General features: G+C 65.6%; 15 protein-coding genes. 14 read left to right on the top strand and 1 reads right to left on the bottom strand.

The window, feature by feature from the left end:
- The first annotated feature begins 130 nt into the window (after positions 1–130).
- The 12 genes from argS (at position 131) to tatC (ending at position 10,226) form a co-directional block, all read left to right on the top strand.
- Positions 131–1,816: an arginine--tRNA ligase gene (gene argS, locus RBB39_RS13595; RefSeq protein ID WP_045991149.1), complete on the top strand. Its 1,686-nt coding sequence runs from the start codon at positions 131–133 to the stop codon at positions 1,814–1,816.
- Positions 1,817–1,819: 3 nt separating this feature from the next.
- Positions 1,820–2,554, top strand: a complete 735-nt coding sequence (locus tag RBB39_RS13590) for an SPOR domain-containing protein (protein WP_253028466.1) — start codon at positions 1,820–1,822, stop codon at positions 2,552–2,554.
- Between the two features lie 273 nt (positions 2,555–2,827).
- The gene (gene hslV, locus RBB39_RS13585; RefSeq protein ID WP_045991151.1) at positions 2,828–3,346 is read left to right on the top strand and encodes an ATP-dependent protease subunit HslV; all 519 of its coding nucleotides are present in this window, start codon (positions 2,828–2,830) and stop codon (positions 3,344–3,346) included.
- Between the two features lie 2 nt (positions 3,347–3,348).
- A complete protein-coding gene (gene hslU / locus RBB39_RS13580; RefSeq protein ID WP_306169151.1) occupies positions 3,349–4,671 on the top strand; it encodes an ATP-dependent protease ATPase subunit HslU in 1,323 nt (440 codons plus the stop codon).
- Between the two features lie 123 nt (positions 4,672–4,794).
- Complete coding sequence (locus tag RBB39_RS13575; RefSeq protein WP_108132301.1) at positions 4,795–5,178, top strand: gamma-butyrobetaine hydroxylase-like domain-containing protein; 384 nt, start codon at positions 4,795–4,797, stop codon at positions 5,176–5,178.
- Positions 5,179–5,306: 128 nt separating this feature from the next.
- Positions 5,307–6,053 carry a bifunctional demethylmenaquinone methyltransferase/2-methoxy-6-polyprenyl-1,4-benzoquinol methylase UbiE gene (gene ubiE, locus RBB39_RS13570; RefSeq protein WP_045991154.1) on the top strand — a complete coding sequence of 249 codons (747 nt, stop codon included), beginning with the start codon at positions 5,307–5,309 and terminating at the stop codon, positions 6,051–6,053.
- A 7-nt stretch (positions 6,054–6,060) separates the two neighbouring features.
- A complete protein-coding gene (locus tag RBB39_RS13565) occupies positions 6,061–6,702 on the top strand; it encodes an SCP2 domain-containing protein (RefSeq protein WP_045991278.1) in 642 nt (213 codons plus the stop codon).
- The gene (ubiB, locus tag RBB39_RS13560) at positions 6,699–8,321 is read left to right on the top strand and encodes a ubiquinone biosynthesis regulatory protein kinase UbiB (protein ID WP_045991155.1); all 1,623 of its coding nucleotides are present in this window, start codon (positions 6,699–6,701) and stop codon (positions 8,319–8,321) included. Before RBB39_RS13565 ends, ubiB begins: the two co-directional genes overlap by 4 nt.
- 22 nt (positions 8,322–8,343) lie before the next feature.
- A complete protein-coding gene (locus RBB39_RS13555) occupies positions 8,344–8,676 on the top strand; it encodes a phosphoribosyl-ATP diphosphatase (protein WP_045991156.1) in 333 nt (110 codons plus the stop codon).
- 57 nt (positions 8,677–8,733) lie between these two features.
- Positions 8,734–8,997 carry a Sec-independent protein translocase subunit TatA gene (gene tatA, locus RBB39_RS13550; RefSeq protein ID WP_045991157.1) on the top strand — a complete coding sequence of 88 codons (264 nt, stop codon included), beginning with the start codon at positions 8,734–8,736 and terminating at the stop codon, positions 8,995–8,997.
- 6 nt (positions 8,998–9,003) lie between these two features.
- Entirely contained in the window at positions 9,004–9,453 is a 450-nt protein-coding gene (gene tatB, locus RBB39_RS13545; protein ID WP_306169150.1) for a Sec-independent protein translocase protein TatB, read from the top strand.
- Positions 9,450–10,226 carry a twin-arginine translocase subunit TatC gene (gene tatC, locus RBB39_RS13540; protein ID WP_045991159.1) on the top strand — a complete coding sequence of 259 codons (777 nt, stop codon included), beginning with the start codon at positions 9,450–9,452 and terminating at the stop codon, positions 10,224–10,226. Before tatB ends, tatC begins: the two co-directional genes overlap by 4 nt.
- Positions 10,227–10,393: 167 nt before the next feature.
- Here the strand turns inward: tatC and elbB are convergent, their stop codons facing one another.
- Positions 10,394–11,059, bottom strand: coding sequence for an isoprenoid biosynthesis glyoxalase ElbB (gene elbB / locus RBB39_RS13535; protein ID WP_306169149.1), 666 nt, complete (start codon positions 11,057–11,059; stop codon positions 10,394–10,396).
- Between the two features lie 204 nt (positions 11,060–11,263).
- On the opposite strand from elbB, the gene hemB reads away from it, so the two are divergent.
- Together hemB and ppk1 are read left to right on the top strand one after the other, a co-directional pair.
- Complete coding sequence (gene hemB, locus RBB39_RS13530) at positions 11,264–12,271, top strand: porphobilinogen synthase (RefSeq protein ID WP_108132299.1); 1,008 nt, start codon at positions 11,264–11,266, stop codon at positions 12,269–12,271.
- A 47-nt stretch (positions 12,272–12,318) separates the two neighbouring features.
- A complete protein-coding gene (ppk1, locus tag RBB39_RS13525; protein ID WP_306169148.1) occupies positions 12,319–14,541 on the top strand; it encodes a polyphosphate kinase 1 in 2,223 nt (740 codons plus the stop codon).
- The last annotated feature ends 62 nt before the right edge of the window (positions 14,542–14,603 follow it).

The raw sequence follows: 14,603 nt of genomic DNA, 5'->3' as shown, positions 1-14,603 counted from the left end.
CGCTGAGCTTTGCCGCCCCGGCCTTTAAAGGCCAGGCGCAATCATCGATAATACGCGGTCTGCCCGCCGACAGGTGCTCCCGCCAGGATTCGCCACGCTCGGCCACCGTGCCACAGGACATAGACGCCTCATGAAAGACACCATCGTTGCGCTGCTGGATGCCGCTCTTGCCGAGCTCAAGCAGCAGGAAGTCGTTCCCCAGGAGCTTTCCCCGGCCTACAAGGTCGACCCGACCAAGGACAAGGCCCACGGCGACTACGCCACCAACCTCGCCCTGATGCTGGCCAAGCCGGCCAAGGCCGCACCGCGCCAGGTGGCGGAAAAACTGGTAGCGGCCCTGCCCGAAAGCGCCGCCGTGTCCAAGGTCGAGATCGCCGGCCCCGGCTTTATCAACTTCTTCGCCGCCACCGACGCCGCGGCCCAGGTGGTGCGCCAGGTGCTGGACGCCGGCGACGCCTTCGGCCGCAGCCTGGCCGGCGCTGGCGAAAAGGTGCAGGTGGAGTTCGTTTCCGCCAACCCCACCGGCCCCCTTCATGTCGGCCACGGCCGAGGCGCCGCGGTGGGCGACTGCCTGTGTCGCCTGCTCGAGGCCACCGGCTACGACGTCACCCGCGAGTTCTACTACAACGACGCCGGCGCCCAGATCACCAATCTGGCGCTGTCGGTGCAGGCCCGCGCCAAGGGGCTGGGCCCGGACAGCGACGGCTGGCCGGAGGACGGCTACCGCGGCGGCTACATCGAGGACGTAGCCAAGGCCTACCTGGCCGGCGAGACCATCCACGCCGACGACCGCCACGTCACCGCCAAGGGTGACCCGGAGGATCTCGACGCCATCCGCGAGTTCGCCGTGGCCTACCTGCGTCGCGAACAGGACCTGGACCTGCGCGCCTTCGGCGTCGGCTTCGATGTCTACTTCCTCGAGTCCTCGCTGTACCAGCAGGGCAAGGTCGAGGAGACCGCCCGTCGCCTGACCGACAACGGCCACACCTACGAGCAGGACGGCGCCCTGTGGCTGCGCACCACCGACTTCGGCGACGACAAGGATCGGGTGATGCGCAAGAGCGAAGGCGGCTACACCTACTTCCTGCCCGACGTGGCCTACCACCTGGACAAGTGGCAGCGCGGCTTCACCAGCGTGATCAACGAGCAGGGTGCCGACCACCACTCCACCGTGACCCGGGTACGCGCCGGTCTCCAGGCGCTGGATGTCGGTATCCCCCAGGGCTGGCCGGACTATGTGCTGCACCAGATGGTGCTGGTCACCCGTTCCGGGGTCGAGGTCAAGCTGTCCAAGCGGGCCGGCAGCTACGTCACCCTGCGCGACCTGATCGACGAGGTCGGCCGCGACGCCACCCGTTTCTTCCTCGCCGCCCGTCGCGCCGACTCCCAGCTGACCTTCGACATCGATCTGGCGCGCTCGCAGTCCAATGACAACCCGGTGTACTACGTCCAGTACGCCCACGCCCGGGTGTGCAGCGTGCTGCGCAAGGCCGAGAGCGAAGGCCTGGCCTTCGACCACGCCACCGCCATGGCCAACCTGGGCCTGCTCGAGGCAGACCAGGAAAAGGCCCTGCTCAATCGCCTGGCGCGCTATCCCGAGGTGGTCGAGCACGCCGCCAAGGCCCGCGAGCCGCAGCAGATCGCCCAATATTTGCAGGATCTGGCAGCCGACTTCCATAGCTGCTACAACGCCTGCAAAGTCATGGTCGACGACGACGCCCTGCGCAATGCGCGCCTGGCGCTGGGCCTGGCCGCGCGTCAGGTGCTGCGTAATGGACTCGACCTGATGGGCGTCGGTGCACCGGAGGAGATGTAAGCCATGGCCACTCGCAAGGCGCCCCCGCGCAAGCGCGGAGCAACCACCAGCCAGAAGCGCAGGCAAGCACCCAAGCAGGCCCGCGGAGGTATCCCAGGCTGGCTGTGGGCCGCCGTCGGCGTGGCCGCAGGCTTCCTGCTGGCTCACCACCAGAACGGTACCGCTCCCTGGCAGGATCCCCGTTCACCGGTGGCGGCGGTGCTGCCCAAGCCCTCCAGCGGCGAGCAGCAGGGCAGCAATGCGAGTGGCAGTGCACAAGGCGGACAGGCCAGCGAAAGCGAGCCGCCGATGCCGACGTTCGAGTTCTATACCCTGCTGCCGGAGTCCGAAGTCATCGCCTCCGATGAGGAGATGCCGGCGTCCACCGCCAAGCGCCCCGAGGCGGCCCAGCCGAGCGAGGACGAGATCTCCGCGGACGACCCCATCGCCGCGGTGATCGCCGCCAACTCCCGCGAAGAGGAAGCGTCGTCCACGCCATCCGAGACCCCGCGCAGCGCCGAGCGTCGCTACATGCTGCAGGCGGCCTCCTTCCGCGAGGTCAACGATGCCCGACAGCTCGCCGGGCGACTCAAGGACTTCGGCCTGCTGGCCAAGATCAGCGAGGTCGAAGCCACCGGCGGCGCCACCTGGCATCGCGTGCAGGTCGGCCCCTACAGCGATCGCAATGAACTGTCGCGGGCCCAGGATCTGATGAGCACTCAAGGCATAGAGCCGCTGCTGATCCAGCTGCAGAACTGACGTCGGCACACCTCCTCCTACTGAAGCTACGCCCACCAGGCCCAGAACGTCACGTCTGGGCCTGGTGCGTGCTGGCCACCGCTCAAGCACCCATCGTGGCGGTGTCTCTCTTCCTCTGTTGCACCGTCTTCTTGGCGCAGCGAGCCGCATTCCCGAGTCGCCCGCGCTTGAAATCCTTGCGACCTGCCCGCACCTACCAGCCTATCGCTTATGCAGAGGGCTCTGCCCCTCGACAGTCACCGGAGGCCTCGGCTTCCCCAAGGAGAATTCTCCATGACCACGATCGTTTCCGTTCGCCGCGGCGACCAGGTGGCATTGGCCGGCGATGGCCAGGTGTCACTGGGCAACACGGTGATGAAGGGCAACGCCAGCAAGGTGCGTCGCCTCTATCACGGCCAGGTGCTGGCCGGTTTTGCCGGCGGTACCGCCGACGCCTTCACCCTGTTCGAACGCTTCGAGGCCCAGCTGGAGAAGTACCAGGGCAACCTGGTCAAGGCCGCGGTGGAGCTGGCCAAGGACTGGCGCACCGATCGCGCCCTGCGCCGCCTCGAGGCGCTGCTGGCGGTGGCCGACAAGAAGGCCTCGCTGATCATCACCGGAAACGGTGACGTGGTGGAACCCGAGCGTGGCATCATCGCCATCGGCTCCGGCGGCAACTACGCCCTGTCCGCCGCCCGCGCGCTGCTCGAGAACACGGAACTGTCGCCCCGCGAGATCACCGAGAAGTCGCTGGAGATCGCCGGTGACATCTGCGTGTTCACCAACCATCACGTGACCCTGGAAGAGCTTTGATCATGACCCAGATGACGCCCCGCGAAATCGTCCACGCGCTGGATCAGTACATCGTCGGTCAACAGGATGCCAAGCGCTCCGTGGCCATCGCCCTGCGTAACCGCTGGCGCCGCATGCAGCTCGACGGCGAGCTGCGCCAGGAGGTCACCCCCAAGAACATTCTGATGATCGGCCCCACCGGCGTCGGCAAGACCGAAATCGCCCGGCGCCTGGCCAAGCTGGCCAAGGCTCCCTTCATCAAGGTCGAGGCGACCAAGTTCACCGAGGTGGGCTACGTCGGCCGTGACGTCGAGTCGATCATCCGTGACCTGACCGAGGCAGCGATCAAGCTGGTACGCGAGCAGGCCAAGGAAGAGGTCGGCCACCGCGCCGAGGATGCCGCCGAGGATCGCATCCTCGACGCCCTGCTGCCGCCGCCCCGTGGCCAGGAAAACGAGCCGCGCGAGGACTCCTCGACGCGCCAGATGTTCAGGAAGAAGCTGCGTGAAGGCCAGCTCGACGACAAGGAGATCGAGATCCAGGTGTCGCCCCAGGCGCCCAACCTCGAGTTCCAGACACCGCCGGGCATGGAAGAGATGACCAGCCAGCTACAGAACCTGTTCTCCGGCATGGGCAAGGGCAAGACCGAGACCCGCAAGGTCACGGTCAAGGAGGCCTTCACCATCCTTCGCGACGAGGAGGCCGGCAAGCTGGTCAACGAGGACGAAATCAAGTCCCGCGCGGTGGAGGCGGTGGAGCAGAACGGCATCGTCTTCCTCGACGAGATCGACAAGGTCGCCAAGGGCAGCGGTCAGTCCAGCGGCGGTGAGGTCTCCCGTGAGGGCGTCCAGCGCGACCTGCTGCCGCTGATCGAAGGCTCCACGGTGTCGACCAAGTACGGCATGGTGAAGACCGACCACATCCTGTTCATCGCCTCCGGCGCCTTCCACCTGTCGCGTCCCTCGGATCTGATCCCCGAGCTGCAGGGCCGTCTGCCGATCCGTGTCGAGCTGTCGGCGCTGACGCCGGACGACTTCAAGCGCATCCTGACCGAGCCGTCCGCCGCCCTAACCCGTCAGTACGAGGCGCTGCTGGCCACCGACGGCCTCGAGGTGCGCTTCACCGATGACGGCATCGAGCGCATCGCCGAGATCGCCTTTAACGTCAATGAAGGCACCGAGAACATCGGCGCCCGTCGCCTGCACACGGTAATGGAGCGGCTGCTCGAGGAGGCCTCGTTCAAGGGCTCGGATCTCGGCAACCCGCTGGTCATCGACCGTGCCTACGTCGATTCTCAGCTCGGCGAACTGGCCATGGACGAGGATCTGAGCCGGTATATCCTGTAACCACCGGCCAAGCACCCTCGATGACCGGGCCGCCGCGCACTGCGCCGCGGCCCGGTCGTGCTTTCGATGCCGCCAACGTTGACGTCCGGGCACGCCCACCGTGCTGAAACAGAGAGGATCGCCATGAGCGCCCCCACTCCGACCCTGGTGCACTACCACAGAAAGGCCCGCGAGCTCGAAATCGGCTACGCCGACGGCTCCCGCCACCGCCTGTCGGTGGAGTACCTGCGGGTGTTTTCTCCCTCCGCCGAGGTCCGTGGCCACGGCGGCGACACCGCCACCCTTCAGGTCGGCAAGAAGGACGTGGGCCTTGCCGACATCACCCAGGCGGGCCGCTACGCCCTCAAGCTGCACTTCGACGATGGCCACGACAGCGGCCTTTACAGCTGGGACTATCTGGACTGGCTGATCCGCGAGCGCGAGGCCAACTGGGCCGACTATCTCCAGCGTCTGGACGAGGCCGGCGCCAGTCGCGAGCCGCTGGGTATCGAGATCCGTCAGCTGTAGCGATCGACACCGGTGTAGCGACAAGCCGGGTGACGGTCAAAGACAAGCCACCTCGGCAAGGCTACAATGGCCGCTGCCAAAGAGCCCCCATCGGCTCTTCTCGCCATCGCTCACGACTCGGGAGTCCCATGGATAAGCGCACCACCCACTTCGGTTTTCAGGACGTGCCGGTCGAGGAAAAGGCCTCACGTGTCGCCGATGTCTTCCACAGCGTGGCGGCTCGCTACGACGTGATGAACGACCTGATGTCCTTCGGTATCCATCGGCTGTGGAAGCGCCTGACCATCGAACGTTCCGGCGTCCGGCCTGGTCATAGCGTACTCGACATCGCCGGCGGTACCGGCGACCTGGCGCTGAAGTTCTCGCGCATGGTGGGACCGCGCGGCAAGGTGGTGCTGGCCGACATCAACGCCTCCATGCTCGGGGTGGGACGCGACAAGCTGATCGACCGTGGTGTCGGCGGCAACGTCGAGTACGTCCAGGCCAATGCCGAATGCCTGCCATTTCCCGACAATACCTTCGACTGCATCACCATCGCCTTCGGTCTGCGCAACGTCACCGACAAGGACGCCGCCCTGGCCTCCATGGCGCGCATCCTCAAGCCCGGCGGCCGCCTGCTGGTGCTGGAATTCTCCAAGCCCGACAATCCGCTGTTGACCCGCGCCTACGACGAGTACTCCTTCCGTCTGCTGCCGAAGATGGGCGAACTGGTGGCCGGCGATGCCGACAGCTATCGCTATCTGGCCGAGTCGATCCGCATGCACCCGGATCAGGAAACGCTCAAGGGCATGATGGAAACCGCCGGACTCGAGCGCGTCGAATACACCAATCTCACCGGCGGCATCGTCGCGCTGCATCGCGGCATCAAGCTTTGAGGACATGATGGCCTTGACCCCGACCCTGCTGCTGGCCGGCATCGAGAAGACCGTCAACGCCCTGCTCGCACGCGACCCTGCCTCGCCTTCTCGGCTGCGCTCGCTGGCCGGCCAGCGGGTGCTGATGTGCCTGGAGTCCCCGCGTGTCCAGCTGGCGCTGTGCTATCACCCCCAGGGGGTTGACCTGCTGCTGGTGGACGAGGTCGATGAAGGCGCCTGGGACGCCATCGTCGAGCTGGACAGCGACACCCTGGGCCGGCTGGCCGGCGGCGCCGACATGGAACGGCTGATGTTCGAGGGCCGTCTGGCGGTGCGCGGCAAGATCCACCTGCTCGAGGCGACCCGCGACCTGCTGCTGGATCTCGACCTGGACTGGGAGGCTGAGCTTGCCCGCTATCTCGGCGACCTGCCGGCTCACCAGCTCGCCGAAGGCCTGCGCGGCCTGTCCCGCTGGGGCCTGCGCACCCACCGTGAGCTGTGCGCCGACGTCTCCGAGTACGTCTTCGAGGAAGCCCGCTGGCTGCCCGGCCGCCATCAGCTCGAGGCCATGCGCGAGGCGCTGACCGAACTGGAGCTGGCCACCGACCGTACCGAGGCACGTCTCAAGCGCCTGACCCGTCGCCTGGCCCGGGAGAACGACGTCTCATGATCCTCCGCCCGCTGCGCATCATCTGGGTCGTCACACGCTACCGTCTCGACACCCTGCTGCCGCTGGAAAAGCTGCCCTGGTGGCTGCGCCTGATATTCACCTGGTCGCCGCTCAAGCTGATTCCCGTCGGCGAGCGCTCCCGCGGCGAACGCCTGCGTCTGGCGCTGGAGTCGCTGGGACCGATCTTCGTCAAGTTCGGCCAGATGTTGTCGACCCGTCGCGACCTGTTCCCCGACGATATCGCCAATGAGCTCAAGCGGCTGCAGGATCAGGTACCGCCCTTCCCCGGCGAGCAGGCCGAGGCACTGATCGAGGAGTCCCTGGGCGAGCCGCTCGAGGTACTGTTCGCCGAATTTTCCCGTGAGCCGCTGGCCTCGGCCTCGATCGCCCAGGTCCACACCGCCAGGCTGCCCGACGGCCAGGACGTGGTGGTCAAGGTGATTCGCCCAGGCATCGAGCGGGTCATGCGCCAGGACATGGCGCTGATGTACCTGGTGGCGCGAGCGCTCAACAAGGTGCCGGAAGCGCGCCGGCTGCACCCGGTGGAAGTGGTCCGCGACTACGAGACCACCCTGTTCGACGAGCTCGACCTGACCAAGGAAGCGGCCAACACCTCCCAGCTCAAGCGCAACTTCGACAAGTCGCCACTGTTGTATGTGCCGTCGATCCACTGGCCGCTGACCCGCCACAAGGTGATGGTCCAGGAACGCATCCACGGCGTGCCGGTGGCCGACATCGAGGCGCTCAAGGCCCAGGGCACCGACCTGAAGCGCCTGGCCGAGCGCGGCGTGGAGATCTTCTTCACCCAGGTGTTCCGCGACAACTTCTTCCACGCCGACATGCACCCGGGCAACATCTTCGTCTCCCGCCAGGCGCCGTCCGACCCCCAGTACATCGCCATCGACTGCGGCATCGTCGGCAGCCTTACCCGGGAAGACCAGGACTACCTGGCGCGCAACCTGCTGGCCTTCTTCCACCAGGACTACTACGAGGTCGCGGCGCTGCACATCGAGTCCGGCTGGGTGGCCGAAGATACCCGCGCCAACGAGTTCGCGGCGGCGGTACGCACGGTATGCGAGCCGATCCTCGAGAAACCGCTCAAGGACATCTCGTTCGGCCAGGTGCTGCTGGGCCTGTTCCAGACCGCGCGGCGTTTCAACATGGAGGTCCAGCCCCAGCTGGTGTTGCTGCAGAAGACCCTGCTCAATATCGAGGGGCTGGGCCGTCAGCTCTACCCGGACCTGGACCTGTGGGCCACCGCCAAGCCCTACCTGGAGCGCTGGATGAAGGAGCGCGCCGGCGCCCAGGGCCTGTGGGAGTCGTTCAAGCGGCAGGCACCGGAGCTGACCCGGCAGCTACCGGAATTGCCGGTGCTGGCCCACCAGGCGCTGTCCCAGACCGAGAAGCGATCGCGCCAGATCACCCAGCAGGGCGAGGTCATGACCCACATTCTCGGCCAGCTGACCCGCCAGGCAAGGCGAATACGCCGGACCCGACTGGGGCTCGCCCTGGCCGCGGTGGCGCTGGCCTGGCAACCGCTGTCCGGCTGGTTGACCGATCAGCCCTGGCCGGTCCTGGTCGCTGCGGGCATCGGCACACTGCTGGTGATCTGGAACTGATCTTTTAATGGAATCTTCACCGATGAGCGATATTCTGAACCAGCTCGACGCCGCCCTCAGCGAACGTCGGCACGCCGATCCTGACACTTCCTACGTTGCCTCCTTGCATCACAAGGGGCTGAACAAGATACTCGAGAAGGTGGGCGAAGAGGCGGTGGAGACCGTGCTTGCCGCCAAGGATGTTGACGCGGATCCAGCCAGTCGCGAGGCGTTGATCGCCGAAACGGCAGACCTGTGGTTTCATAGTCTGGTGATGCTCTCGCACCTGGGACTCGACCATCGGCAGGTGCTGGATGAACTCGCCCGACGCTTCGGCGTATCGGGGCACGAGGAGAAGGCCTCGCGCCGCTCCTGAGCCTCGGCGGGAACCAACGATTCACGGCGCCTGGCGCCGCATATTGAGGAAGTTCTTATGTTAGGTGGTATCAGTATCTGGCAACTGCTGATCGTACTCGGCATCATCATCCTGATCTTCGGCACCAAGAAGCTCCGCAACGTTGGCAGCGACCTGGGTGGCGCGGTCAAGGGCTTCAAGAAGGCCGTCAACGAAGATGAGGACAAGTCGGAGGAGGCCAAGCCCCAGGCCCAGGTCCGTCATGACGAGACCGATACGCCCAACAACACCTACGACGTCGAGGCGGAGCGCAAGCCCGAATCCTCCGACGAGCGCAAGTAACGCCACATGTTCGATATCGGCTTTCTGGAACTGCTGATCATCGGGGTGGTGGGACTGCTGGTGCTGGGTCCCGAGCGCCTGCCCAAGGCCGCGCGTACCGCCGGCCTGTGGATCGGACGCATCAAGCGTTCGGTGGCCGGCATGCAACGCGAGATCAGCGCCCAGCTCGAGGCCGAGGAACTGCGCCAGAAGCTCAAGGAGCAGGAACGCAAGCTGGACGACAGCGTCAACCAGGCCAAGCGCAGCGTGGAATCCATCGCCGACACCCCGAACAAGGGCAACGGCGGGCAGGCGGATTCCACCGGCGCCCAGTCTGCCTCGGCCGGCCAGCGGCTGGACGACGCCGTCGACAGCGCCGCACGCGCCTCGTCGTCCAGCGCTTCGGCTTCCACGCTCTCCCCCGCTCCCAGCGATGACACCGCCTCTTCCGAGCACAAGGACTCCGCCACCCGATGAGCGATACCGGTGACACTCCGCCGTCAAGTCAGGGCCACGCCCCACTGATCGAACACCTGGTGGAGCTGCGCTCGCGGCTGATGCGCGCCGTGATCGCCATCCTGGTGATCTTCCTGGCGCTCTACGCCTTTTCCAACGACATCTACCAGTTTGTCGCAGACCCCCTGATGGAGCTGCTGCCGGAAGGCTCCCAGATGATCGCCACCGAGGTGGCGTCGCCCTTCCTGGCGCCGTTCAAGTTGACCCTGGTAGTGGCGGTGTTCGTGGCCATTCCCTTCGTCCTGCACCAGGCCTGGGCCTTCGTGGCGCCAGGGCTGTACGACAAGGAAAAGGCCCTGGCGCTACCGCTTCTGGCCTCGAGCGTCCTGCTGTTCTATCTCGGCGCGGCCTTCGCCTACTACGTGGTCTTTCCCCTGCTGTTCGCCTTCTTCACCCAGACCGGGCCGGAGAACGTGCAGGTGATGACCGATATCAACCAGTATCTCAACTTCGTGCTGAAGCTGTTCTTCGCCTTCGGTATCGCCTTCGAGATCCCGATTGCCACCTTCCTGCTCATCCTCACCGGCGCCGCCAGCGTCAAGAGCCTGAGCGCCAAGCGCCCCTACGTCATCCTCGGCTGTTTCGTCATCGGCATGCTGATGACCCCGCCGGACGTGGTCAGCCAGAGCCTGCTGGCGGTACCCATGTACCTGCTCTACGAGGTCGGGCTGCTGTTCGGCCGGCTGGTCAAGAGGCGGAGCAGCGATGACGAGGAAGCGCCGGACGAGGCGTGATCGCCACACCGGCAGAGCCCCCGTCAGCAGAATGCACAAAGCCCGAGGCATTGGCCTCGGGCTTTGCTTTTTTACCGCTCTCGCACCGGTGGTGTTCAAGGCGCTTGGCGACAATGATCCGCCATCGTCTGGCGTCTCAGCGGGGCATGGCCCCGCTGAGACGGCGCTCAGGTGTTGACGTCCATCATCTCGTCGATGCGATCCACCAGCTTGTTGATGCCCAGCGCCGCCTCGCTGATGCGGGTGGCCAGCATATAGGCGGGGGTGGTCACCAGGCGATGCTCGAAGTCCACCACGATATCGTCCACCGCACAGCTGCGATGCAGGCCGCCCATGGCGCTGATGCAGCCACACACCTCGGGGTCGGTACCGATGGTGACGGCGATGCCCGGCCCCAGCACCTTGGGCACCAGCACCGGTGCGATGCACATCAGGCCGATCGGCTTGCGCGCATCGTGAAACTCGATCAACAGCTCGGCCAGGTCCTCGTGGACCTCCATCTCGGACTTGGCCGTGGCGTAGTTCGAAAGATTCTTGGCCGCCCCGAAGCCACCGGGCAGGATCAGGGCATCGAAGTCCGATGCCGACAGTTCGTCCAGCGGCGAAATCTCGCCCCGGGCCAGGCGGGCGGACTCGACCAGCACATTGCGCGACTCCTCGACGGCCTCCCCGCTGTGGTGGTCGATCACCTCCTGGTGAGCGATATCCGGGGCAAAACAGCGATAGGCGATGCCCAGCTGGTCCAGGCGCAGCAGGGTCAGGGTGGTCTCGTAGATCTCGGAACCATCCTGTACGCCGCAGCCCGACAAGACGATCGCTACCTGTTTACTCATGTCATTCTCCTTTATAGCGCGTCGCGAACGGGGCCGGACGCGGCCAAGACTGCCACTACTCTAGAGAGTCGCCACGGGTGCGACAAGACGCGACTTTCGGCGAACGGGAGAGGAGGAATATACTCAATCAATGTCATGCTTTTGTCATGAAGTGCCACCAGACTAGCGCGTGGCGCCGAATCCTTGCTTCCGTGGAGTGCCGTCTTGAGTGCCATTACCCCTCGTCTTTACCCCGCCAGCCGTCCTCGTCGCATGCGCAAGGACGACTTCTCCCGCCGCCTGATGCGCGAGAACCAGCTGAGTGCCGACGATCTGATCTGGCCAGTCTTCGTGCTCGAGGGCGAAGGCCGCCGCGAGGCTGTACCGTCCATGCCCGGGGTCGAGCGCCTGTCGCTGGACCTGTTGATCGAAGAGGCCCGCGAGGCCGTCGAGCTGGGTATTCCCGCCATTGCGCTGTTTCCGGTGGTCGACGCCGACAAGAAGAGCGAGCTGGCGGAAGAAGCCTACAGCGCCAGCGGCCTGGTCCAGCGCAGCGTGCGCGAGCTCAAGGCCGCCCTGCCCGAGCTCGGCGTGATCACCGATGTCGCCCTGGACCCCTACACCAGCCACGGTCAGGACGGCATCCTCGATGAAGACGGCTATGTGGCCAATGACCGCACCGTCGAGACCCTGATCAAGCAGGCGCTGTCCCATGCCGAGGCCGGGGCCGACGTGGTCGCCCCTTCCGACATGATGGACGGGCGTATCGGTGCCATCCGTGAACTGCTCGAGCGTGAAGGCCTGCCCAACACCCGCATCATGGCCTACAGCGCCAAGTACGCCTCGCGCTACTACGGCCCCTTCCGCGATGCGGTGGGCTCGGCGGCCAACCTGGGCAAGGCCGACAAGTCGACCTACCAGATGGACCCGGCCAACAGCGACGAGGCCCTCCACGAGGTCGCCATGGACATCACCGAAGGTGCCGACATGGTGATGGTCAAGCCCGGCATGCCCTACCTGGACGTGGTCCGCCGGGTCAAGGACGAGCTGCGCGTGCCCACCTACGCCTACCAGGTGAGCGGTGAATACGCCATGCACATGGCCGCCTTCGACAACGGCTGGCTGGACGCTGACACTGTCATCCTCGAGTCGCTGATGTGCTTCAAGCGTGCCGGCGCCGACGGCGTGCTGACCTACTTTGCCAAACGCGCGGCCAGGCTATTGGCCCGCTGATCAGGGGAGGGAGCGGCGCCCTTCCCGAGCCCCGATGAGGAACCACCATGGAAGACGCGCAGAGCGACAACGCCACGATTGAACATGCGACCCTGGGCAAGTCCGACGTCTCGATGAGCGACGCGCCCCAGGCCGATACCCCGGTGCCGCGCCTTAACCAGACGCGCACCGGCATCAAGCCCAAGGCAATGCCGGACCCTGAGGCCGACCTCACTGACCCGAGCCTCTACTTCAATCGCGAGCTGTCGCATCTGCAGTTCAACATCCGGGTGCTGGAACAGGCGCTGGACCAGGCGCACCCGCTGCTCAACCGCCTGATGTTCCTGTTGATCTTCTCCTCCAACATGGACGAGTTCTTCGAGATCCGAGTGGCAGGACTGAAGAGCCAGCTGGCCGTGGGCGACGACACCACCGGTGCCGACGGCCGCAGCCCGCGTTCGGTGCTCGACGAGATCTCGAAGATCGCCCACGAACACGTCGAGCGTCAGTACCGCATCCTCAACGAGCAGCTGATCCCTGCCATGGAAGCCCACAACATCCGCTTCCGTCGGCGTGGAGACTGGACCAAGCAGCAGCGCAAGTGGGTCCATGATTACTTCTCCACCGAGATCATCCCGGTGGTCAGCCCCATCGGGCTGGACCCCTCGCACCCCTTCCCGCGGCTGGTCAACAAGAGCCTCAACTTCATCGTCGAGCTTGAGGGCAAGGACGCCTTCGGCCGCGAGGGCGGCCTCGCCATCCTGCCGGCGCCACGTTCGCTGCCCCGGGTCATCGCGCTGCCGGATGAGCTGTGCGAGGAAGGCTTCACCGAGTATCTGTTCCTGTCGTCGATGATCCACGCCCACGCCGACGAGGTGTTCCCGGGGATGAAGGTCAAGGGCTGCTACCAGTTCCGTCTGACCCGCAACGCCGACATGACGGTCGATCCCGAAGAAGTCTCGGACCTGGCCTCGGCCCTGCGCGGCGAGCTGCTGGCCCGGCGCTACGGCAGCGGCGTGCGCCTGGAGGTGGCCGACAACTGCCCCGAGGAACTCTCCGACTTCCTGATCAAGCAGTTCCAGCTCGAACCCAGTGACCTCTATCGGGTCAATGGCCCGGTCAACCTGACCCGCATGATGTCGGTACTGGGTGACGCCGACCGGCCCGATCTGATGTACCGCTCCTTTACCCCCGGCGTGCCCAAGCAGGTCAAGCAACCCAACTCCATCATGCAGTCGATGCAGGAAGGCGACATCCTGCTGCATCACCCCTTCCAGTCGTTCACCCCGGTGGAGGACCTGCTGCGCGAGGCCGCCCGCGACCCCGACGTGCTGGCGATCAAGCAGACCCTGTATCGCACCGGTGCCGACTCACCCATCGTCAACGCCCTGGTCGAGGCCGCCGGCCAAGGCAAGGAAGTGACGGTGGTCATCGAACTGCGCGCCCGCTTCGACGAAGCCGACAACCTGGCGCTGGCCTCGCGCCTGCAGGAGGCCGGCGCCATCGTCATCTACGGGGTGATGGCCTACAAGACCCACGCCAAGATGATGCACATCGTGCGCCGCGAGAAGGGCGCGCTGCGCCACTACGCTCACCTCGGCACCGGCAACTATCACTCCAAGACGGCCAAGCTCTACACCGACTACAGCCTGCTCACCGCGGACCCTGTGCTGTGCGCCGACGTGCACAAGGTGTTCCAGCAACTGTCCGGCATGGGCCGCACCCGCCAGATCGAGAAGCTGCTGCACGCCCCCTTCACCCTGCACGAACGGGTCGTGGAAATGATCGAGCGGGAGGCAAGCTACGCGCGCAAGGGCAAGCGCGCCCATATCATCGTCAAGTGCAACTCACTAACCGAACCCAAGCTGATCCAGGCGCTCTACCGCGCCTCCCAGGCCGGCGTCGAGTGCGACCTGATCATCCGCGGCATGTGCTGCCTGCGCCCTGGCCTGCCCAGCATCTCCGAGAATATCCGGGTGCGCTCGGTGATCGGTCGCTTCCTCGAACACACCCGGGTGTTCCACTTCCACAACGACGGCAAGCCCGAGATATGGGGCTCCAGCGCGGACTTCATGGCGCGCAACATGTTCCATCGGGTCGAGACCTGCTTCCCGCTGCTCGACAAGAAGCTCGCCGCCCGGGTGCGCAAGGACCTCGAGACCTATCTGGTCGACAACTGCCAGAGCTGGCTGCTGCAGGCCGACGGCACCTACATCAAGCAGGATCCGGGCGAGGCCGCACCGATCTCCGCCCAGGAAACGCTGCTGTACGCCTACGCCGCCCGGGCTTGAGTAAAGCGGCGCGTTAAAGCGCCACAGACGCACCGGCAACACCACCCAGGCCCCTCGCCAGC

The organism is Halomonas sp. MMSF_3323, assembly GCF_030733595.1.
GTDB classification, from domain to species: Bacteria; Pseudomonadota; Gammaproteobacteria; order Pseudomonadales; family Halomonadaceae; genus Halomonas; species Halomonas litopenaei.
This window is presented reverse-complemented; position numbering and strand designations above follow the sequence as displayed.